The organism is Brachybacterium sp. SYSU DS0246 (assembly GCF_059391765.1).
Genome location: NZ_JBZXYT010000020.1, coordinates 1 through 24,895 on the forward strand (window position 1 = coordinate 1; position 24,895 = coordinate 24,895).

Sequence of the window (24,895 nt, forward strand, 5' to 3'; positions counted from 1 at the left end):
CAGGTCATCGATCGCCTCGGCCAGCTCGCGCGGCGTCATCAGGTGCGCGTCCTTGACGTTGGGCACGATGAGCCCGCGCGGGGTGGCGGCGGCGATCCCCAGGTTCACGAAGTGCTTGTAGACGATCTCCTGGTTCTTCTCGTCCCACGAGACGTTGACCTCGGGATTGCGGCGGATCGCCACAAGCAGGGCTTTCGCGAGCACGCGCCGGGGGGGGGGGGGGGGGGGGGTGGTGCGGGGGGTGCCGCGGGGGGCGGGGGTGGGGCGCGGGGTCCTGGCCGGCCGGCACCTCTGAACCGGCCCGGGTCCCTGCACCGGTCGGTGCACGTCCACCGGGGGCACCGGGCCCCGCACGCCGCCCTACGATGGGGTCCGACCGCGCGGGGAACGACCGAGGGAGCATCGCCATGGACGCCGACATCTCTGCACCGTCCGGCGCTGGAGCGTCCGCTGCTGGAGCGTCCGGCCCTGCATCATCCGGCGCAGGAGCGTCCGGCCCCGCACCGTCGCGCGCGGTCCTCGCCGGGGACATCGGGGCGACCACATCGCGTGTCGTCCTCGCTCGCCTCGATCCCTCCGCGCCGGGGCCCGACGTGCTCGCCGAGGCGGAGGGACCGGGCGCGAACCTGCGCTCGTCCGGGGCGGCAGCCCTGGACCACCTCACCGGCACGATCCGCGAGGTGCTGGAGCGCGGCCATCAGCAGCTCGGCCGCGCGCCGGAGGTCGCCGCCCTCGCGCTGGGGATCTCCGGTGCCGGACCGGCCCGGGCCGAGGACGTGCGCCGCTCCGTCGGCGAGCGCGTGGCTGCCCTCGGCATCGCCTCGGACCGGGTGCTGATCACCGATGACCTGCACACCGCCTTCCTCGCCGGGGACGTGGGCGATGACGGACTGCTCGTGCTCGCCGGCACGGGCGCGGTCGCGGTCCGCTTCCGCGATCGCGAGCCGGTGGCCCGGCGCGACGGGATGGGCTGGCTCCTCGGCGACATCGGTTCCGCCGTCTGGCTGGGCCGGCGAACCCTGCAGGCGGTCGCCGCCGATATCGACGGCCGCGGCCGTCGCACGCTGCTGACGGAGCAGGTCGGCGACATGCTCGAGCTGGATCTGCGGGACGGGCTGATCCCGCCCTCCCCCACCGGTGATCCGCGCCAGGACCTCATCCGGGCCCTGGACGAGCAGCTGCCCGCCGGGGCCCCCGCCGCCCTCGGCCGGTTCGCGCAGCTGCCGGCGACCGTCCCCGAGGACCCGGCTGCCCGCGACATCCTCGACACCGCGATCAGGCACGTCATGGACACCGTGCGCGCCCTGGACGCCGAGGCCGCCCTGCCCGTGGTGCTGGCCGGCTCGGTGCTGGCCACCCCGGGCCCGATCCACGACGAGGTCGTCACGGGCCTGCAGTCCGACGGCCGCCCCTTCTGCGCCGTCACCACGGGCCTGCCCGGGGCCCTGCTGCTGGCTCGGGAGAAAGCCGCCTCCCTCGAACCGTGAGCACGGGCCCACCGGCTCCCACCCGCTCGCTCCGCCGCGGCCGTGCCGCCCGCGGCGGACGACTAGGATGGCCAGCGTCTGCCCGCCGCTGAGACCGGTGGCCGGGTCCGTCCCGGTCGCCGCGCGCCACCCGACTCGGAAGGCTCTTCCCGATGCCCGAGCTCCACGACGAGATCCCCACCCGCGAGAAGGTGCTGGTCATCGGCGCCGGCCCGGCCGGCCTGGCGGCCGCCGCGGCGCTGAAGGCGCTGGATCTCCCCTTCGACCTGGTCGACCGCGCCAAGCACGTCGGCGGGATCTGGAACGAGGAGCGCGAGGACACCCCGATCTGGCCGGCGATGGAGATGATCTCCTCGCGCGAGTTCACGCAGTACGAGGACATGCTGCAGCCGGTCTCCTTCCCCGAGTACCTGCGGCCGGCGCACATGGCGAAGTACCTGCGCGCCTACGCGGCCCGCCACCAGCTGACCGAGCACTTCCGCCCCGGCGTCGAGGTGCGCTACGCCCGCCCCTTCGAGGACAACGTGTGGCAGGTCGAGCTCTCCACCGGCGAGATCATGATCTACCGCGCCGTGGTCTCCGCCCACGGCATCTCCGAGCGCCCGCACCGCCCCGCCTGGGCGGCCGAGGTGCCCTCCTCCATCAGGGTCATCCACTCCAAGGACTGGACCGGGCCCGACGGGCTGGAAGGCCAGCGGGTGCTGGTCGTCGGCTCCGGGCAGTCCGCGGCGGACATCGCGGTCGATGCCGCGCGCCGGGCCCTCGAGGTCGGCTGGTCGGTGCGCACCGGGCACTGGGTCGTCCCTCGCCGCATCGGGGGCGTCCCGGGCGACGTGGCCGCCGCCCGTGAGCCGGCCGTGCTCGGAGCCCTGAACGAGAAGATCGCCGAAGCCGTGATCGGCCGCCGCGTGGGCAACCCGGCCGACGTCGGCCTCCCGCGCCCGGCCGCGCCGCTGCTGGAGGACACCGTGATCGTCTCCGACGAGGTGCTCGATCGCGTGCGCGAGGGCCGCATCACTCCCGTCGGCGAGATCGCCGGGATCGCCCACAACGGCACCCTCACCCTCGCCGGTCATGGCGGTCCCGCCGCCCACGGCGACTTCGCCCCGGACCTGATCGTGCTCGCGACCGGCTACGAATCCGGCGCGGGCCACCTGCCCGAGGACGTCGTGCCGCGCACCGCCGGCGGTGACCTCGATCTGTTCCTCGGTGCGTTCCCCCGTGGCCGCGACGACCTGGTGGTCCTCGGCCAGCAGCGCGGCCCCGGCGGGATGCTGCCGGTCCTGGTCCAGCAGGCCGATATCGCCGCCTACCTGCTGCATGCCGCCCGCGAGGGCTCGCCCGCGCTCCAGGACTTCCAGCGCCTGCGCGCCGGCTCGGAGAACGCGGTGGCCACCGCCCGCGCCACCGGCGACGCCGGTCTGCTCGGGCGGATCGGCGGCGTGCTCGGCGCGAACCGCGTGCGTGCCCGCTCGGCCGGGATCTCCTCGGGCGGGGAGGGTGAGAAGCTGGTGCCGGCGGCGGACCGCGAGACCCTGCTGGCCCGCCTGCGCACGGTGCGTGACCTGTTCGAGTGACCCTCGCGGGTCAGCGTGATCGCTGCGACGCAGGACGGCGCACGGCGAGCGCCGCGACGGCAGCGGCCGCGAGGGACACGACCGCGACGGCGATCCCGCCGCGCTGCTGATCGGCCAGGGCGTCGGGCCACCACCGGCGCCCGGTGGCCCCGAACCAGCTCGCCGCGATCAGCGTGTCGGTGCTGAGCAGCACCACTGCCCCGGCGACCGCGAGCGCCAGCGGAACGGCGATCACGAGGATCCTTGCCCGGACCCCCGCGAGGCTGCGCACCGCGAAGGTCACCACCGCACCGCCGGTCAGTGCCAGAACCTGCAGCACCAGGTGCCCGGCGTGTCCTTCCAGGGCGATCCGCAGCTGCGGCCCGGCATAGACGCCCGCGAGCAGGGCCACCGGCGCGCCCGCCACCAACGCGGCGAGCCAATGTCGGCCGCTGAGTGCCCTCCGCATCCGGGCAGGAACCGCCAGCGCGGTGCCCAGCAGCACGCCAGCGACCGCCAGCAGCAGCACGTGCTGCAGCAGGTGCGCGGAGACCAGCACCTTGCTGTACACGTTCAGCGGGCCGCTGGTCAGCACTACCAGCACGACCGCTCCCAGCACCAGACGGATGCTCGCGCTCCGCGTCCGCTGCGGGCCGCGCGGCCGCCACCACACCAGCAGCAGCACGCAGGCGAGCATCATGCCGAACGGCGCGGGGCGCCACGCGGTGAGGACCGTGCCCAGGTCCGGGGCCGGAGGCAGGGGGTAGCCGGTGAGGATCCCGGCCGGGCCCGCCGGCGGGATGCCCTCGGCGGCCGGCGGCGGCGAGGAGCTCATGGCCGCGGCGATCGCCACGGCCAGACCCATCAGCGCGAGCTCGAGAACGGCCAGCCGACGATAGATGCCGGCCGCACGGTGCCCCGGGCCCTCGGCCGCGAAACCCGTGGCGAGCTGGCGGCGCTGGATCACGCCGAGCCCGCCGAGGGCCACCAGCAGGACGGCCTTGGCCAGCCCCAGCTGCACATACGCGCTGGTGAGAACCTCCGAGGGAGCGTTCATGCGCACCGACAGCGCCCACACCCCGCTGACCGCCAGAGCGATCCAGCAGATCAGCGCCAGATGGGAGAAGCCGCGCACCACGGTCGCATCGTCCCGGGCGGTGGACGGCAGCAGCTGCAGCACCGCCAGTCCGCCCAGCCAGATCCCGACGGCCAGCAGATGGATGAGCATCGTGGAGGTGGCCACCTCATGGTTCTGCCCGCCCCCGGCGTGGCCGGTCATCGCGCTGGCGAAGGCGACCAGCCCGGCCGCGACGGCAACTGTCCGGGCGATGCCGCGAGAGGTGCCGGCGACCGCGATCGTCGTGGCGGCCGCGGCGATCACCAGGGCGCTGACCAGCCAGACGCCGAGGTCGGTGGCCAGGAACACCTCGAGGTCGGAGCCGAAGCGCACCGACCCGACGGCCTGCCCCGTGGCCACGGCGTAGGAGAAGGCGAGGGAGGTGCCTCGGGCGAGCGTGGTGATACCGGCCGCGACGGCGACCGCGGTCATGACTCGGGCGCGGTCGGCCTCCGCGTGCAGCAGCCAGCCGGCGACGACGGCACCACCCAGGGTCACGGCCGCCGCGAGGTCCGCGAGCATCGCGGAGACCGGCGCTCCGGCGCGTGCCATCGCCCCGGCGCCGCGCAGCACGAGGTTGCCGCCGCCGGCGGCACCGGCCGCGAGGACCGAGATCACGGCCAGCACGGCGAGCGCACCGAGGAGGATCGCGACGACCAGCGCAGACGGTCGCCGTGCGGAGAGCGTGCTCACGAGGCGATCACCAGGCCCGACCACAGGGCGGCCATACCGGCGCCGATGCTCAGCAGGAAGTAGGCGACGCTCATGGCGATGCGGCCCCGGCGGATCAGATCGACCACGTCGACCGCGGCGGTCGAGAGTGTGGAGAGGCCGGCGCAGACCCCGGCCGCGAGCAGCAGGTACGCGAGTTCGGCGGGACCGGTGGCGGCGCCGAGCCGGGCGACGATGAGGCCGAGCAGGAAGCAGGCCACGACGTTGACGGCGAAGGTGAGCCAGGGCCGGACGCGTTCCTCGGCTCCGCTGCTGCGACCGGCCGCCCAGCGCAGTCCGTACTCCCGCACGCCCCATCGCAGCACGGAGCCTGCCGCACCGCCGAGGCTGACCAGCAGCATGCCCAGCAAGAAGGTGCCGGCGTTCATGTGGCGCTCCCCTCGTCCGTGGACGCGGTCCCGTCGGCCCCTGCCTCATCCCGCTGAGCGCGCGAGCGCCGCTGGCCTCGCTGGCGCCTCGAGCCCCGCTGGACCCTCGAGCCCTCCTGATCTCTCGTGCCCCGCTGGCCCCTCGCGTCCCGCTGGTCTCTCGAACGCTCAGCCGTCCGCTGCGCGATGCGGCGCCCGGCGAGCATGCCGATCACCACCGCGCCGAGGCACACGACCACGGTGAGCAGGGCGTAGCCGAAGGCCTTGAGGGGGAAGTCGGCGCCGATCATGGCAGAGCCCTCGAGGACCACGGTGGACATGGTGGTGAATCCGCCGCACAGTCCGGTGCCCAGCAGCGGCTGGACCCACGGACCGGCCCGGCGCACTTCCAGCACCCCCGTCAGCGCCCCCAGGGCGAGGCAGCCGATCGCGTTGACCCAGAACGTCGCCCAGGGCACCTCGACCAGGGTGGGGGTGGTGACGGTCGGCGCCAGGATCGTGATGACGAAGCGCAGCATCGACCCCAGCGCACCGCCTGCGGCGACCATCAGCGCGATCTTCCACCACGCCCAGGGCACGTCCACCGGGCCCGACCCGATGGTCTCGGACTCGGTCTCCCACTCGTCCGCGCCCTCGAAACCCAGCGCGGCCATCTCCGCCGTCTGCATCCGCGGGTCATCGCGCCGCGACGCGGGCGGCTGCGGATCAGGGCTCGAAGTCACCGGATCAGGGTACCGACGCGCGGGGCGCCCCGGTCCCAGGGTGCGGGCTCGACGCTCGACGCTCCGCTCTCTCGGCTGATCTCCTCCCGCTCACCCGGTGCCGCCGACTCGCAAGCTCGCCGACGACCCCGGGCTCGCCGGTCGTCGATCAACCCTCCGCCCCATCGGTTGATCTCCTCCCGCTCACCCGGTGCCGCCGACTCGCAAGCTCGCCGACGACCCCGGGCTCGCCGGTCGTCGATCAACCCCATACCAGGCCCAGGGCGGGGTCCTCCAGCACGGCGGAGATGTCGCGCAGCAGCTCGGCGCCGAGGGCGCCGTCGATCAGGCGGTGGTCGAAGCTCAGGGCGAGCTGGGCGATCTTGCGCGGCACGATCTGCCCGTCGACCATCCAGGGCTTCTCCTTGATGGCGCCGACGCCGAGGATCACCGACTCCCCCGGGTTCAGGATCGGGGTGCCGGAATCGATCCCGAACACACCGAAGTTGGTGATGGTGATGGTGCCCTCACGAGTGTCCGACAGGGAGGTGCGCCCGGCCCTCGCGGTCTTGGCCAGGTCATCGATCGCCTCGGCCAGCTCGCGCAGCGTCATCAGGTGCGCGTCCTTGACGTTGGGCACGATGAGCCCGCGCGGGGTGGCGGCGGCGATCCCCAGGTTCACGAAGTGCTTGTAGACGATCTCCTGGTTCTTCTCGTCCCACGAGGCGTTGACCTCGGGATTGCGGCGGATCGCCACAAGCAGGGCTTTCGCGACCACGACCAAGGGGCTGACCTTGACGTCGGCCCACTCCCTCGAGCTCTTGAGGTCCGCGATGATCTGCGCGGTCCGGGTCATGTCGATCTCGTTGAACACGGTCACGTGCGGGGCGGTGAAGGCGGAGGCCACCATCGCCTCGGCGGTGCGCTTGCGCACCGAGCGGATCGGCACCCGGGTGGTGCGCTCGTCACTGCTGACCTGGGTGAACGACTGATCGCGGGTGGACTTCATGGCGCCGCCGAGCCCCTCGGGCACCTGCGGGGACTCCTCGGGGAAGTAGTGCCCGTCGTGCCCGGAGGGGCCCTCGCCGGACATGGCGCGCTGCTGGGCGGCGAGCACGTCGGCGCGGGTGACCGTCCCGTCGGGCCCGGTGGCGAACACGTCGGCCAGGGCGATGCCGAGATCCCGGGCGAGCTTGCGCACGGGCGGCTTGGCGAGGATGCGGTCGATGGGCACCTGCGCCTCGTCCTGCTGGGCGGCGCGGCGGCGGCGACGGCGCTGCGGGGAGGCGGAGGCACCGTAGCCGACCAGGTTCTTGGGTTCCTCCTCGGCGGGCGTCGCCGGAGCGCCCTCGGCAGCCCCGGCGCCTCCGGCCGCGTCGGCAGGCTCCTGCTGGGGTGCCACCTCGGCCGCGGTCTGCACGCTCTCGGCGGCCGCCTCGGCAGCAGGGGCATCGGCGGCCGCCTCGGGCGCATCGGCCGGGGCGGGCTGCCCGGCAGCCTGATCCGCGCCCGGTGCCGACGGGGCCGGCCCGCCGGCGGTGTCGACCTCGATCAGGTCGGTGCCGACGGGGACCTCGTCGCCGACCGAGACCAGGATCGCGGTGACGGTGCCGGAGACATGGCTGGGCAGCTCGACCGCGCTCTTGGCGGTCTCCACCTCGGCCACGGGATCGTTGATGGCGATGGTGTCGCCGACGGCGACCTTGATGTCGATGATCTCGCCCTCGGTCAGGCCCTCGCCGGGGTCGGTGAGGGGGATCCGGACGATCGAGGACGAGGCCGCGGACGACCCGGAGGACGAGGACTGCGAGGACGAGCTCATGGCAGGAATCCTTTCACGCGGGCGACGGGCGCTGCCGTCAGTGCTCGAGCAGACGGTCCACGCCGTCGAGCACCCGGTCGAGGTCGGGCAGGAAGGCGTGCTCCATGCGCGCCGGCGGATAGGGCAGGTGGTAGCCGCCCACGCGCAGCACGGGCGCCTCGAGGTGGTAGAAGCACTCCTCGCTGATGCGGGCGGCGATCTCGCCGCCGAGGCCGCCGAGCACGGGGGCCTCGTGCACGATCAGCAGTCGCCCGGTGCGCTTGACCGAGGCGGCGATGGTGGGGACGTCGATCGGGGACAGCGACCGGGCGTCGATCACCTCGAGCTCGATCCCGTCCTCGGCCGCGGCCTGGGCGCTCTCGAGGGCCAGCGGCATGCTCGGTCCCCAGGCGAGCAGGGTGGCGTCGGTCCCGGGGCGGACCACCGCGGCCTGCCACGGGGTCAGCTCGGGGCGATGGTCGGGGTCGACGTCGCCCTTGACCCAGTAGCGCCGCTTGGGCTCGAGCATGATCACCGGGTCCTCGCACTCGATCGCCTGGCGGGTCATCCAGTACGCGTCCTGCGCGTTCGCCGGTGCCAGAATCCGCAGCCCGGCAGTGGGGGCGAACAGCGCCTCGGGGCTCTCGGAGTGGTGCTCGACCGCGCCGATCCCGCCGCCGTGGGGGATGCGGATGACGATCGGCATCTTCACCCGGCCCAGGGTGCGGTTGTGCATCTTCGCGACCTGCGTGGTGATCTGGTTGAACGCCGGGTAGACGAACCCGTCGAACTGGATCTCGAGCACCGGTCGGTAGCCGCGCACGGCGAGGCCGACGGCGGTGCCGACGATGCCGGCCTCGGCCAACGGGGTGTCCACCACGCGCTGGGAGCCGAATTCGGCGTGCAGTCCGTCGGTGACGCGGAAGACGCCGCCGAGGATGCCGATGTCCTCGCCCATCATCATCACCCGCTCGTCGGCGCGCATGGCGTCGCGCAGCCCGGCGGTGATGGCCTTCGCGATCGGAAGGTTCGTGCTGCTCATCGGTGCGCCCCTCCGGTCTGATCCGCGCCCTCGCCTGCTGGACCCCCCTCCTCGCCCTCGTCCTCGAACTGGGAGATGTACTCGAGGTAGGCCTCGCGCTCGGCGTCGACGATCGGGTGGGGCTCGGCGTAGGCGTGGTCGAACATGCCCACCGGGTCCGGGTCCTCCATCCCGTGGATGTGGTGGTGCAGCTGCATGGCGAGGTCGTGCGCCTCCTGGTCGCAGCGGGCGATGAAGTCCTCGTCGATCTCGCCGAGCTGTTCGAGGTGACGGCGCAGCCGCAGGATCGGGTCCTTCGCTGCCCACTCCTCCTCCTCGGAGGCGGGGCGGTACCGGGAGGCATCGTCGCTGGTGGTGTGGGCTGCCATGCGGTAGGTGACAGCCTCGATGAAGCGCGGCCCCTCCCCTGCCCGGGCGGCGTCCATCGCGGAGCGGACGGTGGCGAGCACGGCGAGCACGTCATTGCCGTCGACCCGCACCGAGGGGATACCCCAGCCGCGGGAGCGCTGGGCCAGCGGCACTCGGGACTGCACCGCGGCGGGCACGGAGATGGCCCACTGGTTGTTCTGGGTGTAGAAGACGACCGGGGCCTGGAACGAGGCGGCGAAGGTGAAGGACTCGGCGACCTCGCCCTCGCTGGAGGCGCCGTCACCGAACAGGGCGAGCACCGAAGTGTCGGTCGCGGTGTCCCCGGTGCCGACGACGCCATCGCGCTGCAGGCCCATGGCGTAGCCGACCGCGTGGGGGGCCTGCGCGCCGAGGACGATCATGTACGGGTGGGTGCGCAGCTCGTTGGGGTCCCAGCCGCCGTGGCTGATGCCGCGGTAGAGCTCCAGCAGGCGCCACGGCTCGATGCCGCGGGCCCAGGCGATGCCGTGCTCGCGGTAGGTCGGCACCAGGTAGTCCTGCTCGCGGGAGGCGTGGCCGGCGCCGATCTGGGCGGCCTCCTGGCCCAGGGCGCTGGCCCAGAGCCCGAGCTGGCCCTGGCGCTGGAGGCTGGTGGCCTCGAGGTCGGCGGCGCGGATCATCACCATGTCGCGGTAGTAGCCGCGCAGGCGCTCCGGGGTGGCCAGGTCGTCCCCGTCGCCGGATGCGGCACCGCCTGACGCCGAGCCGCCGTGGCCGGCGAGCACGGCGTCCATCTCGTCGTGGGGGGTGCGGGTGCCGTCGGGCGCGAGGAGCTGGATCATCGGCTCCTGCTCCGCGACGGAGGGGATGGTCGTTGCGAACACACTCACGCCGGGGAGCGTAACCTACGGTGCCGTAGGGAATAAAGATCCGCTGGTCACAGCGGATGTCGCGGCCCCAGGGGTGAGTTGAGGTCGCGTGCTCACCGCCCGCGCAGCAGGAGGTCGACGGCGGCGCGCATCATGGTGCGGCCGGCGCCGTGGGCGAGGACCAGGCGGCGATGGTCCGGGGCGGCGTCGGGCACACCGGTGTGGACCACGATCGCGTCGGGCCGGCGCGCCAGCAGTGCGCTGAGGCGCGCCCCCTCGTCGGGGTCGCTGCGGGGCAGCCGGGTCAGTGCGAGGACCTGCGGAGCCGAGGTCAGCTGGTGGCTCTGGGCATCCTGGCCCGGATAGTCCGGCACGGTGGCCTGCACTCCCTGCTCGGCGAGTGCCTGGATCAATTGCGGAGCCCGGGCCCCGGAGGCGTGATCGGCGCGGGCACGGAGGTCCGCCACCAGCACTGGGCGCAGGTCCAGGTGGGCGTGGCGGCCGCGGACGGCGCGGGCGGCGGCGTCGGAGCCCAGTGCGTCGGCGTGAGCGAGCGCAGCGGGCAGTTCGGGAGCGGGGACGAATCGGCGGCGGGTGCGCAGACGGCGGCACTGCGCCCGGGTGCCCTCGGCCCGCGCATGCAGGCTCTCGCGGCTCAGCCGCCCGTCGGCGACGGCCGCCACCAGGGCGTCGTGCGCCTCGCGCAGCATGTGCCGGTCGTCGCGCCGGATGGAGGTGCCCAGGCACAGCAGGTCGGCCCCGGCCTCGGCGGCGCGCACCGCGGCCTCGCCGTAGCCGACGGTGCCGGCCACCGCGGCCATGTCGAGGGCATCGGTGATCACGAGGCCGTGGAAGGTGCCGCTGACGGCGCGGTCCAGCTCGGGGCGCGACCAGGACGAGATCGAGGCGGGCCCTTCCCCGAGGGAGGGGACCAGCACGTGCGCGGTCATCACGGCATCCAGCCACGGCGCGATGGACCACGGCGCGAGATGATCGCGCGTGAACTCCTCGCGGTCCAGGTCGATCAGGGGCAGGGCGGTGTGGGAGTCCGTGGCGGTGGCGCCGTGACCGGGGAAGTGCTTGGCGCAGGTGCCGAGCCCGGACTCGATCAGGCCTGCGGCGAACGCCTGGGCGTGGGCGGCGACCCGGTCCGGGTCGTCGCTGAAGGCTCGGGTGCCGATGACGGGGTTGGCCGGGTCGGTGGAGACGTCCAGGACCGGCGCCAGATCGAGGTCGATGTCGCAGGCGGCCAGGATGTCGCCCAGGGCGCTGCCGGCGTGGCGGGTCAGCTCCGGATCGTCGACCTCGCCGAGCGCCCAGGCCGTCGGCAGCGAGGAGCCGGTGGCCGCCTGGAGGCGGGTGACGCCCCCGCCCTCCTCGTCGATCGCCACCACGCAGTCCGCCGAGCGGGCGTGGACGGACCGGGACAGGGCGGCCGCGGTCTCGGGGTCCGGGGTGTTGTGCCCGAACAGGATCACCGAGGCCAGGCCCGCCTCGAGCACCTCGCCCATCCACTCCGGCAGCTGGGTGCCGGTCAACGGCGCCATCAGCACGCCGAGAGCGTCGCTGTCCCAGTGCCCGGCCGCCGGAGTGCTCGTCATGGAGCCATTGTGCGCGCTCAGCTCTCGATCAGCCGCTCCAGGGCGGCGACATCCAGAGGCTCCTGGTCGGCGTCGAGATCCTGCACGGGCAGCGGGCAGTCCCCGAGGTCGGCGATCGGCAGCCGCTCGCCGCCGTTGTTCATCGACTGGTGAGCGATGACGCCGGGCAGGGTGTACCGGGCGGCCTGCCAGGCGTTGACGGCGGGCTGCATGCCGTCGACCACGGCGCGCGCGAAGTCGTCGACCAGGAAGTGGTGGGCGCCCTCGTGCCCGTTGGGCATGCCGTGGAACTGCTCGGGCAGCCGCGACTGGTGGTGGGCCGGGGAGGATCCGGCGACGAAGGCATCGCGCAGGGCCGGGGAGACGTCGGCCAGGCGGGGATCGTCCAGGCTCATGGTCGCCGCGGTGCGGATCGCGTCGCTCACGTCCAGCACGCGTTCCTTGTCGTGCCAGTAGGTGACGTCGATCGTCTCCTCGAACGAGGAGGCCTCGCCGAAGAAGCGGAAGCGCGACTCGCGCAGGTGCGAGGGGTAGCCCACGCGCCGCAGCTCGTTGGTGCGGAAGGCGCCGCCGTTGTCCATCTCGAACAGCGCGAAGGCGTTGGAGACGTCGTTGTCGAACATCGAGACGTCCTTGTCGAAGACGCCGTCGCCGCGGGTGTCGGGCCGGCCGATCGCCGAGACCGAGACCGCGTGGTTCTCGAGCACGCCGAGGATGCCGCCGATGGAGTGGGTGGGGTACAGCAGGGGCGGGTAGGAGGCGGTGGCCTTCCAGCCCTCGCCGCCGGAGTACTTGTAGGCGTCGTAGAAGCCCAGGTCCATGTCGTGGACGTAGTCGCCCTCGGCGTAGAACACCTCGCCGAAGACTCCGCTGCGATGCAGCCGCCGGGCGAGGACCACTGCCGAGTTGTACTGGCTGGTCTCCCCCATCATGTAGACCAGGCCCGTGCGCCGGACCTCCTCGGTGATCTGGCGGATCTCGTCCTCCGCGATCGCCATCGGCACCGCCGAGTAGACATGCTTGCCGGCGCGCAGCGCGGCCAGGGCGTGCTCGCCATGGGTCCAGCGCTGGGTGAAGATCGCGACCGCGTCGACGTCGGAGGCCAGCAGGTCCTCGAAGGTCTCGAAGCGTCCGGCGAAGTGCACGCCGCGGGCTTCGACGGCGTCGATCCGCTCCGGGATCGCGTCGACGGCGTACAGCTCGTCGATCTCGGGATGGGCCGCGAACAGTTCCGCGAAGTGCTTGCCGAACTGTCCGATCCCGACGATGCCGAGACTGAAAGACATACTTCCTCCTTGAAATTAAGTGTCGGAGGGAACGCTACGGCACGGCGCTCAGCCGCGGCAAGCGGTCACAGCCGGCGCCAGCGGCCGTTGCGCCACACTTCCCGCCATGGCGGCACCACCTCGCCGCGGGCAGCCATCCGGCGCCGGAGATTGCGCCGGGTGATGAGCATGCCCGCGGTACCCACCAGGAGCATCGGGATCTGGACGGCGAAGGCGATGCGGAACGCCGCCAGGTCGTAGTTCCCGTCGGGCCGCAGCAGGTCGAGGATCATGCCGATCAGCAGGATGGCGATCAGACCGCCGGAGAAGCCGCCCATGATCACCATCCCGGTGGCGGTGCCGAGGCGGTGACGGGCCAGATCGGTGCGGGGGAAGTCGAAGCCGACGGAGCTGGCGGGCCCGCCGATGGAGAAGCCGGCCACCAGCACCAGCAGCAGCCAGATCGGGGCGGGACCGGGCCACAGCACCAGGGCCGTCAGCGGTACCGCGATCGTGCCCAGGATCAGCAGCACCAGGGAGGAGCGGCGCAGCGGGTGGCGCTGGGTCAGGGCTCCGATCACCGGTCCCCCGATGATGGAGACCACCACCAGCACCGTCATCACCGCGGACGCCGCCGGCCGGCTGAGGCCCTCGCCGGCGGTGAGGTACGGATAGCCCCACATCATCGAGAAGGCGATGCCGGTGAACCCGGCGGTGAAGTGCGTGCAGAAGCCGAGCTGCGTGGCGGGGTGGCGGATGATGCGGCCGATGACCAGCGGGATCCGCGCGAGGTTCTGCTTCTGGCGGGGGCGCGGGATGCCCGGCGGGCTCGCACGCACCACGAGCAGGGCGAGCAGGGCCGCGCAGCCGCTGACACCGGCCGCGGCGCTGAAGGCCGTGCTCCAGCTGGCGACGGTCAGCACCGCCACGAAGGGGACCGCGGAGGCGATCTGCCCGACCTGGCCGAGGATGCCGGTGAGCTGGGTGAGGATCGGGACGCGGCCCGCGGGGAACCAGGCGGGCACCAGGCGCACGGCGCTGGAGAAGGTCAGCGCGTCGCCGGCCCCCACCACCACGCGGGCGAGGATCGCGAGGGCGACGGTGTCGGTCTGGGCGATCACGAGCTGCCCGGTGGCCATCAGCACCGCTCCGGCGGTGAGGGTGACGCGGGAGCCGTAGCGGTCCAGCAGCAGCCCGGCCGGGACCTGGGCGAGGGCGTAGACCAGCAGCTGGAGGACGACGAAGGTGGAGACGATGGTGGCGGAGGTGCCGAAGCGCTCGGTCGCCTCCAGCCCGGAGACACCCATCGTGGTGCGCTGCAGGACCGCGATCGCGTAGGCGACCAGGGCCGCGCCCCAGACGATGTAGGCGCGGGGGCCGCCGAGTGTGCTGCTGTCGACGGCGCGGGCGCCCATGATCACCGTTCTTTCCTGCTCGCGAGGCTCGTGCTTCCTCGGCTCCGACATTACCCGTGGCCGGACTGCACGCCTGAGCCGTGGCCTCCGCTTGCCACGGCTCAGGCGATGCGATCATGCTCGCCGCGCTCACCTATGCCGTCATCGGTGTCTTCGCCGTGATGAGCCTGCGCGGCAGCGGCCGGGGGCCGCACGATCTGGCGGCCGGGACCGTCGTGGTCCTCAGCGCTGCGGCCACTGCCCGGCGACCTCGATGAGCAGGTCGTTGGCCTCCTGCTCGGAGATCGTGGCGCGCACCCCGTCGGTGCCGTAGCCGCGCAGCACCAGCCCACGCTCCTCGGCGAAGGCGGCGAATGCGGGGCTGTCCTCCCCCAGCGGGAAGTAGACGAAGTTGCCCTGCGACCTCGGCAGCTGCCAGCCCTGCCCGACGAGCGCCGCGACGAGGCGGGAGCGCTCCTCGCGGATCCAGGCCGCGCGCTGGTCCAGCTCCGCCTGCACGCCCGGCTGCAGGCTCGCCAGGGCCGCCACCTGCGCCGGGGCGCTCGCGCCGAACGGGACGGTGACCTGGCCCAGCGCACGGGCCAGGCGCGGGTGGGCCACGGCATAGCCGATGCGCAGCCCCGCCAGGCCCTGCATCTTGGAGAAGGTGCGCAGCAGCACCACGTTGCCGTGGCGGCGGAAGATCCCGGCCGTTCCCGCCACGGTCGCCGGGTCGTGGAACTCGCGGTAAGCCTCGTCGATCGCGACGACGACGTGGTCTGGCACGCGGGCGAGGAAGCCTTCGATCTGTTCGGTCGACAGCGAGGGGCCGGTGGGGTTGTTCGGGGTGCACAGGATCACCAGGCGGGTGCGGTCGGTGACGGCGGCGGCCATCGACTCGAGGTCGTGCTCGTGGTCGGTCGTCAGCGGCACCTGGACGGGGGTGCCGCCGTGGGAGCCGACCAGGATCGGGTAGGCCTCGAAGGAGCGCCAGGCGTAGACGACCTCGTCGCCCTCGCCCACGAGGGCGCGCACCAGGTCGCCGCTGACGGCCACCGAGCCGGTCGACAGCGCGATCTGGGACGGGTCCACGCCGTGCTTGGCGCCGAGCGCCTCGCGCAGTGCATAGGCGGCCATGTCCGGGTACCGGTTGGCCTCGTCCATCGCGGCGAGGACCGCGTCCCGCACGGCCGGCAGCGGCGGGAAGGGCGACTCGTTCGAGGACGCCTTGAAGCGGCGTCGGCCGTCGTCACCGGCCGGTCTGCCTGCGACGTAGGCGGGCAGGGCCTCGAGCGCGGGGCGCAGACGGATGTTCTCGACGGGCTGGACGGACATGGTGCCAGGGTAAGCCTCAGGGCAGCAGTGCGAGGGCCTGCTCCGCGACCAGCTCGGGCTCGGTGAGAGGGATCAGGTGACCGGACCGGTGCGCCGGGACGAATCGACCCGCAGGGTGTGCACGGACCGTCGCGGCATGGGCGTTCGAGAGGTCATCGCGCATCGACCTCTCGAACCAGCCGGCGCGGCGACCCGAGAGCAGTGTCAGCGGCGCCGTGACGGGAGTGCTCGGATGCAGTCGCAGGAACCGCAGGCCCCGCACCACGTGGGCGTTCTCCGCGCGCATGGTGTCCGCCGCTGCAGGGGTGGAGACCGCATCGACCGCCGCCGCGCGGTACGGCTCGGGCAGCGCGGCGAGCTGCTGCCTCATGAGAGGACGCAGCAGGCCGAGCCGGGCCAGTGCGCTCAGCGTCGGTCCCTGGACGGCGACCTGCATCCGCACCGCGCGGGAGAAGTACGGCTCGGCGTGCTCATCGGAGGGATCGACCAGCACCAGTCCCGCGAGCGCCCCTTCCCGGGCGCCGGTCTCGGTGCCGCTGGGAGCGCGTCCGTGCTCGGCCCGCTCCGCCGCGCGCGCGATCAGGCGCATGGCCGCCAGGCGCGCCACCGGCCCGCCCCAGCTGTGCCCGACGAGGACCAGCCGCTCGTGCGGGAAGCTCTCGCACAGCATGACGAGGTCTTCGGCCAGCCGCGCGAGGTCGCGCGGCCGGGAATCGGGATCGGAGGTGCCGTACCCGGCCCGGTCGTAGGCGACGGTCCGGGCGTGCGGGGACAGCAGTTCCATCACCGGACCCCAGCTGAGCGCCCCGGCACCCAGGCCCGCCTCCAGCACCACCAGATCAGTGCCGCCGCCGCATGAGACGGTTCGGAGACGGCGCCCATCGGCCGCACTCACCGTGTGTTCGCTCCAGTGCCCCGTGCGCGCCGACGGCCGTCGTGAGGACAGCTGGGATGCGATGCTCATCACCGCATCCTGGCACGACGCAGCAGGTCGGGGCCGTTGTGTCCGCAGAGGTGGGGATACCCCTGATGCGCCTCCCAGCCCCGACACGGACAATGGGCCCATGCGATTCATCGGACACATCATCGTCACCGGCCTCGCGCTGTGGGTCACGGCGCTGATCCTGCCCGGCATGCATCTGGGCGACGACAGCGCCACGGTGCTGACCCAGGTCCTCACCATCGGCGCGATCGCGCTGATCGTGGCGCTGCTGAACCTCATCGTGCGCCCGATCCTCTCGTTCCTGGCCTTCCCCATCACCTGCGTGACCCTGGGTCTGTTCCAGCTGGTCATCAACACGCTGATGCTGCTGCTGGCGAGCTGGGTCTCAGGACTGCTCGGGCTCACCCTCACGTTCGACACCTTCTGGTGGGCCCTGCTGGCCGGCGTGATCATCGGGATCCTCTCCGCCATCGTCGAGGGGGTCACCGGACTCGGCGAGCGGGACGACCGCCGCTACGAGGTGCGCGACTGACCACCGGGGCCGCCCCGCCGGCGCCCGTTCGCCGAGGCGCTCCCATGGCCCAGACGTTCCGCAGCCGTGCGCGCGGATTCTGGGAGAATGACCCCATGGCTCACTCTTTCGCGGACATCACGCCGCCGATCGCCCTGACCCCCCTCGACGGCCGCTACCGCGCCCAGGCCGCGCCCCTGGTCGACCACCTCTCCGAGGCCGCACTGAACCGTGCCCGCCTGGTGGTCGAGACCGAGTGGATGATCCACCTGCTGGACGACGGGGTCATCCCCGGCCTGCGCTCCCTCGACGAGGACGAGCGCGCCCTGCTGCGTGCCATCCCCGAGGACTTCGGCGCCGAGGGCATCGCCGAGCACGCCGAGATCGAGCGCGAGACCGTCCACGACGTCAAGGCGATCGAGTACTACATCAAGCGCCGCCTGACCGGCACCAGCCTCGAGCCGCTCGCCGAGGTGGTGCACATCTACTGCACCAGCGAGGACGTCAACAACCTCTCCTACGCGCTGATGATCCAGGGCGCCGTGCGCGAGGTGTGGCTGCCGGCGCTGCGCGGGGTCATCGGCGATCTCGCCGAGCTGGCGCGGTCCACCGCCGAGGTGGCGATGCTCTCGCGCACCCACGGCCAGCCCGCGACCCCCACCACGCTGGGCAAGGAGATCGCGGTGTTCGCCCACCGGCTGGAACGCCAGGCCCGCCGGATCGAGGCCGACGAGATCCTGGGCAAGATCAACGGCGCCACCGGCACCTATGCCGCCCACGCCACCGCCGTGCCGTCGGCCGACTGGGAGCAGGTCTCCCGCAGCTTCGTCGAGCACCTGGGGCTGACGTGGAACCCGCTGACCACGCAGATCGAATCCCACGACTGGCAGGCCGAGCTGTACGCGGACATCGCCCGCGCCGGACGGATCCTGCACAACCTCGCCACCGACATCTGGACCTACATCTCGCTGGGCTACTTCCGCCAGCGGCTCTCGGCCCAGGGCGGGACCGGCTCCTCCACGATGCCGCACAAGGTCAACCCGATCCGGTTCGAGAACGCCGAGGCGAACCTCGAGATCTCCGGCGCGCTGCTGGACTCGCTGTCCCAGACGCTGGTGACCTCGCGCCTGCAGCGCGACCTCACCGACTCCACCACCCAGCGCAACGTGGGCCCGGCGCTGGGGCACTCCTTGCTGGCGATCTCGAACCTGCGCCGCGGCCTGGCCGGCCTGGATGTCGACGCCGACGCGATGGCCGCCGACCTCGAGGACAACTGGGAGGTGCTCGGCGAGGCCGTCCAGTCGGTGATGCGCACCCTCGGCGTCCAGGGCGCCACCGGCATGGACAACCCCTACGAGCGGCTGAAGGATCTCACCCGCGGCCACCGCGTGGACGGCGCGGGGATGCGCGAGTTCATCGGCACCCTGGGCCTGCCCGAGGCCGAGCGCGACCGCCTGCTGGCACTGTCCCCGCACACCTACACCGGCTACGCCGCCTCGCTGGTGGACCACCTCGAGGACCATGGCGGCACCGGCACCGAGCCCGAGAGGCAGCCGCGATGACACCCGACGACACCCCGATGGAGACGACAGGCGCCGACGAAGCTGACGCCACCGACGTCGACGCCGCTGAGGTCCCCTCCCCCGAGCCCGGCGACCACGGCACCCACGGCGACCCCGGGTACCACGGCAACAAGGCGCCCTACCTGCGCCGGCTCAAGCTCATCGAGGGTCAGGTGCGCGGACTGCACCGCATGGTCGAGGACGACACCTACTGCATCGACGTGCTGACCCAGGTCTCCGCGGTGACCAAGGCCCTGCAGTCGGTCGCCCTCGGCCTGGTCGATGACCACATCCACCACTGCGTCCACGACGCGGCCGACTCCGGCGACACCGAGGAGCTGGATCGCAAGATGGACGAGATCATGGGCGCCGTCAAACGGCTCATGAAGTGACCGCCACGCGTCCGCCGGCGCCTCTGCCCCGCTCCTTCTTCGACCGGCCGGTGCTGGAGCTGGCGCCGCTGCTGCTGGGCTGCGTCCTCGTCGGCCGCGGGACCGCCCTGCGCATCACCGAGGTCGAGGCCTACGTCGGCGCGGAGGATCCCGGCTCCCATGCCTTCCGCGGCCGGACCGCACGCAATGCCACCATGTTCGGCCCGCCCGGGCACCTGTACGTGTACCGGCACATGGGGCTGCACTCGTGCATGAACGTGGTCGCCGACGCCGAGGGCACCGGGACCGGGTGCCTGATCCGCGCCGGCCAGGTGGTCGACGGCGCCGAGGAGGCCTATCGCCGCCGTCGTGCCACCGGCGTGTGCCGCAGCGACCGGGACCTCGCCCGCGGGCCGGGCCGCGCCACCGTGGCCTGCGGGATCACCTTCGCCGACGACGGGCTGGATCTGTGCGATCCCGGCAGCGGCGTGCACCTGTTGGGGCGGGTGGATCCGGCGGACCGGGCCGACGGCGAGCACCCGGGCGAGGAACCTTTCATGCCCCATCCCCGGCTCGCGGCGGGACCGCGGATCGGGCTGCGCGAGGAGGCCTCGGATCCGGGCCTGTATCCGTGGCGCTACCGCATCGCCGGTGACCCGACCGTGTCCGGGCCGGGCCGGCTGAACGCCTGAGCGGTTCGGCGTCCGGACCGGCACCGCACGATCCTTCCGCGATCGAGCGAGCGGCAACTGCTGTCCTCAGCGGGGGCGCACGGAGAGCTCGTCGATGTTGGCGTCGGCCGGCAGCCGCAGCGCCAGGGCGACGGTGGCCGCGACGGTCTCGGGCCGCATGTAGTCGTCCTCGCGGTACTCGCCGCCCTCGTCGCTGCGCAGCTGACGCTGCATGTCCGTAGCGGTGCGCCCGGGGTGGACGGAGCTGACCCGGACGCCGTGCTCGCGCTCCTCGGCGCGCAGGGCGTCAGTGACCGCACGCAGCGCGAACTTCGAGGCCGCGTACGCGCTGCCGCCCGGGCCGGAGTTGTACCCCGATCCGGAATTGATCGCGACCACCGTGCCCCGGGCGGTGCGCAGCGCGGGCAGCAGCAGGCGCGTGAGGTCGGCGACCGCGGTGACATTGGCCGTGAAGGAGCGGGTCCAGTCCTCGGCCGTGAGCTCCTCGATGCGACCCCGGACCAGGATCCCGGCCGAATGGACGAGACCCGCCAGGCCGTGGGGCAGGTCGAGGGCCTCGGCGGCGCGGGCAGCGGCGGCGGAGTCGGTGAGGTCGGCGGCGAAGGGCTCGGCGGACGGGAAGGTCGCGGCGAGCTCCTCGAGGTCGCGGAGGGAGCGGCCTCCCAGGACCAGGTGGTGATCGGCAGCGAGCTCCTCGGCGACGGCCCGGCCGATGCCGCGGGAGGCGCCCGTGATCAGGACGGTGGGGCGGGACGCGCTGGTGGAGTCGGGATTCGCAGTAGTCGACGTCATGATTCCGAGTCTGCCACGGCGGCGTTCCCGTCGATCGTGCGCTGTGTCCGCGCCACGCGCCCCGCGCCCCGCGCCCCGCGCCGCGCGGTGAGAGCATGTGCCCTGTGCACACCATGGTCGGAAACACCCGCTGGCTGCGGGCAGAGGTGCTGATCGTCCTCGCCCTCTCCCTCGGCCAGAGCGCGGTGTACTCGCTGCTCGCCCTCGCCCAGGCACTCGCGGCCGGTCCCCTGGCCGATCAGTCCACCGCGCTGAATCCCTCGTTGCGGGAGAACCCATGGGTCGATCTGCTCTACCAGCTGCTCTCGATCCTCTTCGATCTGATGCCGGTCGCACTGGTGGTGCTGCTGCTGACCCTGAGCGCCGGGACCTTCTCCCGGGCGCTGCGGGAGCTGGGCATGGACCTGGGCCGATGGAGCCGGAACCTGGCATGGGGCGTGGCGCTGACCGCAGGCATCGGCCTGCCGGGTTTGGTCATCTACTACGTGGGCAGAGCCCTCGGGGCGACCGTCGAGGTCATCCCCGCCGCCTTGGACACCCACTGGTGGACAGTGCCCGTGCTGGTGCTGCACGCGGTCAAGAACGCCGTGCTCGAAGAGGTGATCATGGTCGGCTATCTCTTCGATCGCCTCGAGCGACTGGGCTGGTCATCGAGGCGGACCATCGTGGTCTCGGCCCTGGTGCGCGGTGCGTACCACACCTACCAGGGCATCGGCCCGGGGCTCGCGAACCTCGCGATGGGCCTGGTCTTCGGGGAGTTCTACCGGCGCACACGGCGCACCATGCCCCTGGTGATCGCACACACCCTGCTCGACGTCTTCGCCTTCGTGGGCTACGCCCTGCTCCAGAGCGTCATCCCCACCTGAGCGGGTGACCCTTCCTGAGCGGGGCGCTCAGAGGACGTAGGGCTCACCGTCGCCCTCGGACTCCATGGGCAGGCCGGATTCGAACCACATGTCCATGCCGCCGGCGACGTTGATCGCCTCGAAGCCGTTGGTGTTCAGCCACTGCGTGACCTGAGCGCTGCGGCCGCCGCTGCGGCAGACGATGTACAGCTCGGAGTCGTCCTCCGGGATCTTGTCGAGGTTCTCCAGCAGGGAACTGGCGGGCAGGTGCTGCGCGTTCGGGGCATGGCCCGCATCCCATTCGGACTGCTCGCGCACGTCGATCAGGTGCGCGTTCTCGGGGACGGCGGCGGGGGCGACGGAGTCGGAGTTCATGACCTCCAGCGTAGTAGCCGCTCCCCCGCCGCGGTGGGGCGGCCGCCCCGGCCCTCAGACCGCCCGCAGCGCGTAGCGCCTGACCAGCGGCGAGGCGACGAGCACGGCGGCGATGACCAGCGCATAGGCTCCCAGCACGCACAGCACGTACTGGACCGCGCCCATCGGGTTGTTCGGGGCGCCGCCGAAGACGGCCGAGACGACCATCAGCGCGGTGCCGGTGGCGAGGATCGAGCTCAGCGCCACAGGCACCGAGATCTCCGCGATCCGGGCCCGGTGCAGCTGGCCGACCTCGGCGCCGGCGATGTGCTGGGCGCGCAGCGTGGGCGCCTGGTCGATGACCCGAGCGGTCTGGGTCACTCCCGTGCTCACGGCTGCGAGCACCGCGGCGATGCCGAGGGTGAGGATCCCGCCGGTGAACATGGCCATCATCAGCATCTGCTCCTCCGGGCTCGCGGTCTGCGACAGCAGCGAGAGCACGGTCAGGAACCCGGCGATGACCAGAGCGAAGGTGATGCCTGAGACGGCGCGCCAGCCGGCCCTGGGATCTGCAGCCAGGCGGCGAGCACCCACCAGCAGCGACGGTGTGGGGGCTAGCCTTGCCAGTGCCAGCGCGGCGATCCAGACGATGAACGGGCCCACCACGTTCACACCGGCGACGATCGCTCCGATGAACAGGACCATGATCGCCAGCGCGGCCCCGATGTTGCCGGACTGGCCCAGGAGGGCCGGACCGATCTGCATGAAGGCGAAGAAGCCCACGATCAGAGCCGCCCAGAGGATCACGCGGATCACGGACATGCGCACCACGCGCGAATCCCGGGCGACGCCCAGCGGGCTGAGCACCACGCCCGTCAGGGACACGGCGGCCGAACCGACGGCGAGCAGGACGAGGCCGAGCACCAGCAGCGGGTAGGCCCACCACGGCATCAGCAGGTCCGCCGTCGTGAACGGGGTGATCCCGAAGTCCAGCCGGGTCAGCGCCGGGGTGACGGCGACGTGGACGCCGATGCCGAGAACGCCGCCGAGCAGTGCCTGAGCGGCGACGTCGAGCACCGCCACGGAGCCCACCTGGCCACTGGTCCCGCCGACCAGGCGCATGGTGGCCAGGTCACGCTCGCGCCGGGCGAGGGAGAGCTGGGCGGCGGATCCGCCCAGGCCAATGGCACTGGGCACCAGGAGCACGGAAGCGATCATCGCGCAGATCACGAGCGTGCCCATGATCTCCGCCTCGCCGCCGGTTCCCGGCCCGGCTCCGGAGGGCATACGGCCGACGAAGGCCGCTGCGCCCCCGATGACGGTCGCCGTGATGGCGGTGGAGGCGGTGAACGCGATGACCGGCAGGATGTCCGCGAGGGCGCCGCGCCGGCGCAGCAGGAGCGGGGCGGTCGCGAGCAGCGCCCTCATAGGGACACCGCCTGACCGAGGCCCGAGGCTGCGTACTGGCCGGCACCGTGGTCAGTGGACGGCTCGGCGGTCTCCGGGCGGAAGAACTCCTGGGCGATGCGCCCGTCTCGCATGGTCACGGTGCGGCGGCAGGCGGCGGCGACCGAGGAGTCGTGGGTGACCATCACCAGGCTGGCGCCGGAATCGCGGCAGGACTCCACCAGGATGTTCAGCACCGCCTGGCCGGTGGCCTGGTCGAGGGCGCCGGTGGGCTCGTCGGCGAAGACGACCGAGGGACGCCCGGCCAGGGCGCGGGCGATCGCGACGCGCTGGGCCTGGCCGCCGGAGAGCTGGGTGGGACGACGGTCGTGCATGCCCTGCAGCCCGAGGCGGTCCAGCCAGGAGGCGGCCTCGGCGGTCGCGGCGCGGCGGGAGGTGCCCGCCAGCATGCGCGGCAGGATCACGTTCTCCAGCGCGGTCAGCTCCGGCAGCAGCTGGCCGTCCTGGAAGACGAAGCCGAAGTCGTCGCGGCGCAGACGGGTCCGCTTGCGGTCACCGAGGGCGGCGAGATCGGTGCCGTCGTGCTCGACGCTGCCGGACGTCGGCCGCAGGATCCCCGCCAGGATGTGCAGCAGCGTGGTCTTGCCGCAGCCCGAAGGGCCCATCACGGCCAGCGAGTCGGCGCGACCGATATCGAGGTCCACTCCGTCCAGAGCATGGGTCGCGGCCCCGGCGGCACCGTAGGTCATGATCAGGCCCCGGGCGGAGAGCACCGGGGCCGGGCGCATCGGGGCGACCTGAACGGGAGTCGCGTTCTGAGCGGCGGCATGAGGCGGGCCCGCATGCTGGGCCGGTGCCGGGTAGCGGGCCGGAGCCGCCGCGGGGAGAGGGTTCGGTGCGGTGTTCATGCGCCCAGGATCGTCGGCCCACCCGTGGACGCGCATCGGCCCCGGGATCGATCTCCCGGGGCCGACGTCAGACTGTGGGTGGAGGACGGCTCTCAGCCGAAGCGGCCGGAGATGTAGTCCTCCGTCTCCTTGTTCGAGGGGTTGGTGAACATCTTCTCGGTGTCGTCGACCTCGATCAGGTGGCCGGGCTTGCCGGTGCCCGCGATGTTGAAGAAGCCAGTGCGATCGGAGACGCGCGAGGCCTGCTGCATGTTGTGCGTCACGATCACGATCGTGTACTCCTGCTTCAGCTCGTGGATCAGATCCTCGATCGCGAGCGTCGAGATCGGGTCCAGGGCCGAGCAGGGCTCGTCCATGAGGACGACCTCGGGGCGGACGGCGATGGTGCGGGCGATGCACAAGCGCTGCTGCTGGCCGCCGGAGAGACCCATGCCGGGCCGGTCCAGACGGTCCTTGACCTCTTCCCAGAGGTTCGCGCCCCGCAGTGCCTGCTCGGCCAGCTCGTCAGCGGCGTTCTTCGACATGCGACGGTTGTTGAGCTTCACGCCCGCCAGCACGTTGTCACGGATCGACATGGTCGGGAAGGGGTTCGCCTTCTGGAACACCATGCCGACGCGGCGCCGCACGTTGACCGGGTCGATCCTCGGGTCGTAGATGTCCTCGCCGTCGATCTCGACCTTGCCCTTGGCGTAGGCACCCGGGATGACCTCGTGCATACGGTTCAGGGTGCGCAGGAACGTCGACTTGCCGCAGCCGGAGGGGCCGATCAGGGCCGTCACCGAGCGGGGCCGGATCTGGACGTCCACGCCTTCCACGGCCAGGAAGTCGCCGTAATAGATGTCGAGATCCTCGACGTTGATGGGCTGAGGGGCTGCCATCAGGGTCCTTTCGCGT

23 protein-coding genes and 1 pseudogene are annotated in these 24,895 nt (G+C 72.4%); 7 read left to right on the top strand and 17 right to left on the bottom strand.

Annotated features, from left to right (window positions below; genetic code table 11):
- Positions 1 to 213: pseudogene (locus AC5020_RS11105) on the bottom strand (2-oxo acid dehydrogenase subunit E2); the annotation flags it as partial.
- A 194-nt stretch (positions 214 to 407) separates the two neighbouring features.
- Here AC5020_RS11105 and AC5020_RS11110 point away from each other — a divergent pair.
- Positions 408 to 1,487, top strand: a complete 1,080-nt coding sequence (locus AC5020_RS11110) for an N-acetylglucosamine kinase (protein ID WP_464988328.1) — start codon at positions 408 to 410, stop codon at positions 1,485 to 1,487.
- Between the two features lie 152 nt (positions 1,488 to 1,639).
- On the top strand, positions 1,640 to 3,064 hold the full coding sequence (locus AC5020_RS11115; protein WP_464988329.1) for a flavin-containing monooxygenase: 1,425 nt from the start codon (positions 1,640 to 1,642) through the stop codon (positions 3,062 to 3,064).
- A 10-nt stretch (positions 3,065 to 3,074) separates the two neighbouring features.
- Here the strand turns inward: AC5020_RS11115 and AC5020_RS11120 are convergent, their stop codons facing one another.
- The 11 genes from AC5020_RS11120 to AC5020_RS11170 form a co-directional block, all read right to left on the bottom strand.
- Positions 3,075 to 4,853, bottom strand: coding sequence for a cytochrome c oxidase assembly protein (locus AC5020_RS11120; protein ID WP_464988330.1), 1,779 nt, complete (start codon positions 4,851 to 4,853; stop codon positions 3,075 to 3,077).
- Positions 4,850 to 5,260 (bottom strand): fluoride efflux transporter FluC, encoded by a 411-nt coding sequence (locus tag AC5020_RS11125; RefSeq protein ID WP_377018269.1) that lies wholly within the window; start codon positions 5,258 to 5,260, stop codon positions 4,850 to 4,852. Before AC5020_RS11125 ends, AC5020_RS11120 begins: the two co-directional genes overlap by 4 nt.
- Positions 5,257 to 5,982: a fluoride efflux transporter FluC gene (locus AC5020_RS11130; RefSeq protein WP_464988331.1), complete on the bottom strand. Its 726-nt coding sequence runs from the start codon at positions 5,980 to 5,982 to the stop codon at positions 5,257 to 5,259. Before AC5020_RS11130 ends, AC5020_RS11125 begins: the two co-directional genes overlap by 4 nt.
- A 241-nt stretch (positions 5,983 to 6,223) precedes the next feature.
- Positions 6,224 to 7,783 carry a dihydrolipoamide acetyltransferase family protein gene (locus tag AC5020_RS11135; RefSeq protein WP_464988332.1) on the bottom strand — a complete coding sequence of 520 codons (1,560 nt, stop codon included), beginning with the start codon at positions 7,781 to 7,783 and terminating at the stop codon, positions 6,224 to 6,226.
- A gap of 37 nt (positions 7,784 to 7,820) precedes the next feature.
- Positions 7,821 to 8,804: an alpha-ketoacid dehydrogenase subunit beta gene (locus AC5020_RS11140; RefSeq protein WP_464988333.1), complete on the bottom strand. Its 984-nt coding sequence runs from the start codon at positions 8,802 to 8,804 to the stop codon at positions 7,821 to 7,823.
- Complete coding sequence (locus tag AC5020_RS11145; protein WP_464988334.1) at positions 8,801 to 10,042, bottom strand: thiamine pyrophosphate-dependent enzyme; 1,242 nt, start codon at positions 10,040 to 10,042, stop codon at positions 8,801 to 8,803. The genes AC5020_RS11140 and AC5020_RS11145 overlap by 4 nt, the downstream gene beginning before the upstream one ends.
- Positions 10,043 to 10,134: 92 nt before the next feature.
- Entirely contained in the window at positions 10,135 to 11,622 is a 1,488-nt protein-coding gene (locus tag AC5020_RS11150) for a glycoside hydrolase family 3 N-terminal domain-containing protein (protein ID WP_464988335.1), read from the bottom strand.
- A 17-nt stretch (positions 11,623 to 11,639) separates the two neighbouring features.
- The gene (locus AC5020_RS11155) at positions 11,640 to 12,908 is read right to left on the bottom strand and encodes a Gfo/Idh/MocA family protein (protein ID WP_377792965.1); all 1,269 of its coding nucleotides are present in this window, start codon (positions 12,906 to 12,908) and stop codon (positions 11,640 to 11,642) included.
- Positions 12,909 to 12,973: 65 nt separating this feature from the next.
- Positions 12,974 to 14,302, bottom strand: a complete 1,329-nt coding sequence (locus AC5020_RS11160) for an MFS transporter (RefSeq protein ID WP_464988336.1) — start codon at positions 14,300 to 14,302, stop codon at positions 12,974 to 12,976.
- Between the two features lie 222 nt (positions 14,303 to 14,524).
- Complete coding sequence (locus AC5020_RS11165; RefSeq protein ID WP_464988337.1) at positions 14,525 to 15,616, bottom strand: histidinol-phosphate transaminase; 1,092 nt, start codon at positions 15,614 to 15,616, stop codon at positions 14,525 to 14,527.
- 16 nt (positions 15,617 to 15,632) lie between these two features.
- On the bottom strand, positions 15,633 to 16,580 hold the full coding sequence (locus tag AC5020_RS11170) for an alpha/beta fold hydrolase (RefSeq protein ID WP_464988338.1): 948 nt from the start codon (positions 16,578 to 16,580) through the stop codon (positions 15,633 to 15,635).
- A 100-nt stretch (positions 16,581 to 16,680) separates the two neighbouring features.
- On the opposite strand from AC5020_RS11170, the gene AC5020_RS11175 reads away from it, so the two are divergent.
- From AC5020_RS11175 to AC5020_RS11190, 4 genes are all read left to right on the top strand, one after another.
- The gene (locus AC5020_RS11175; protein WP_464988339.1) at positions 16,681 to 17,091 is read left to right on the top strand and encodes a phage holin family protein; all 411 of its coding nucleotides are present in this window, start codon (positions 16,681 to 16,683) and stop codon (positions 17,089 to 17,091) included.
- Between the two features lie 95 nt (positions 17,092 to 17,186).
- Positions 17,187 to 18,632 carry an adenylosuccinate lyase gene (gene purB, locus AC5020_RS11180; protein ID WP_464988340.1) on the top strand — a complete coding sequence of 482 codons (1,446 nt, stop codon included), beginning with the start codon at positions 17,187 to 17,189 and terminating at the stop codon, positions 18,630 to 18,632.
- Positions 18,629 to 19,024, top strand: a complete 396-nt coding sequence (locus AC5020_RS11185) for a metal-sensitive transcriptional regulator (protein ID WP_464988341.1) — start codon at positions 18,629 to 18,631, stop codon at positions 19,022 to 19,024. Before purB ends, AC5020_RS11185 begins: the two co-directional genes overlap by 4 nt.
- Positions 19,021 to 19,695, top strand: coding sequence for a DNA-3-methyladenine glycosylase (locus AC5020_RS11190; RefSeq protein ID WP_464988342.1), 675 nt, complete (start codon positions 19,021 to 19,023; stop codon positions 19,693 to 19,695). Before AC5020_RS11185 ends, AC5020_RS11190 begins: the two co-directional genes overlap by 4 nt.
- Positions 19,696 to 19,761: 66 nt before the next feature.
- On the opposite strand, the gene AC5020_RS11195 is transcribed toward AC5020_RS11190, so the two are convergent.
- A complete protein-coding gene (locus tag AC5020_RS11195; protein WP_464988343.1) occupies positions 19,762 to 20,487 on the bottom strand; it encodes an SDR family oxidoreductase in 726 nt (241 codons plus the stop codon).
- Positions 20,488 to 20,600: 113 nt separating this feature from the next.
- On the opposite strand from AC5020_RS11195, the gene AC5020_RS11200 reads away from it, so the two are divergent.
- On the top strand, positions 20,601 to 21,353 hold the full coding sequence (locus AC5020_RS11200; RefSeq protein WP_464988379.1) for a CPBP family intramembrane glutamic endopeptidase: 753 nt from the start codon (positions 20,601 to 20,603) through the stop codon (positions 21,351 to 21,353).
- Between the two features lie 27 nt (positions 21,354 to 21,380).
- Here the strand turns inward: AC5020_RS11200 and AC5020_RS11205 are convergent, their stop codons facing one another.
- The 4 genes from AC5020_RS11205 to pstB all read right to left on the bottom strand — a co-directional run bounded on the left by AC5020_RS11205 (position 21,381) and on the right by pstB (position 24,879).
- Positions 21,381 to 21,707 (bottom strand): rhodanese-like domain-containing protein, encoded by a 327-nt coding sequence (locus tag AC5020_RS11205; protein ID WP_377792956.1) that lies wholly within the window; start codon positions 21,705 to 21,707, stop codon positions 21,381 to 21,383.
- Between the two features lie 54 nt (positions 21,708 to 21,761).
- A complete protein-coding gene (locus tag AC5020_RS11210) occupies positions 21,762 to 23,114 on the bottom strand; it encodes an FtsX-like permease family protein (protein ID WP_464988344.1) in 1,353 nt (450 codons plus the stop codon).
- Positions 23,111 to 23,881, bottom strand: coding sequence for an ABC transporter ATP-binding protein (locus AC5020_RS11215; RefSeq protein WP_464988380.1), 771 nt, complete (start codon positions 23,879 to 23,881; stop codon positions 23,111 to 23,113). Before AC5020_RS11215 ends, AC5020_RS11210 begins: the two co-directional genes overlap by 4 nt.
- A gap of 212 nt (positions 23,882 to 24,093) precedes the next feature.
- Positions 24,094 to 24,879, bottom strand: coding sequence for a phosphate ABC transporter ATP-binding protein PstB (gene pstB / locus AC5020_RS11220; RefSeq protein ID WP_464988345.1), 786 nt, complete (start codon positions 24,877 to 24,879; stop codon positions 24,094 to 24,096).
- Between the last annotated feature and the right edge of the window lie 16 nt (positions 24,880 to 24,895).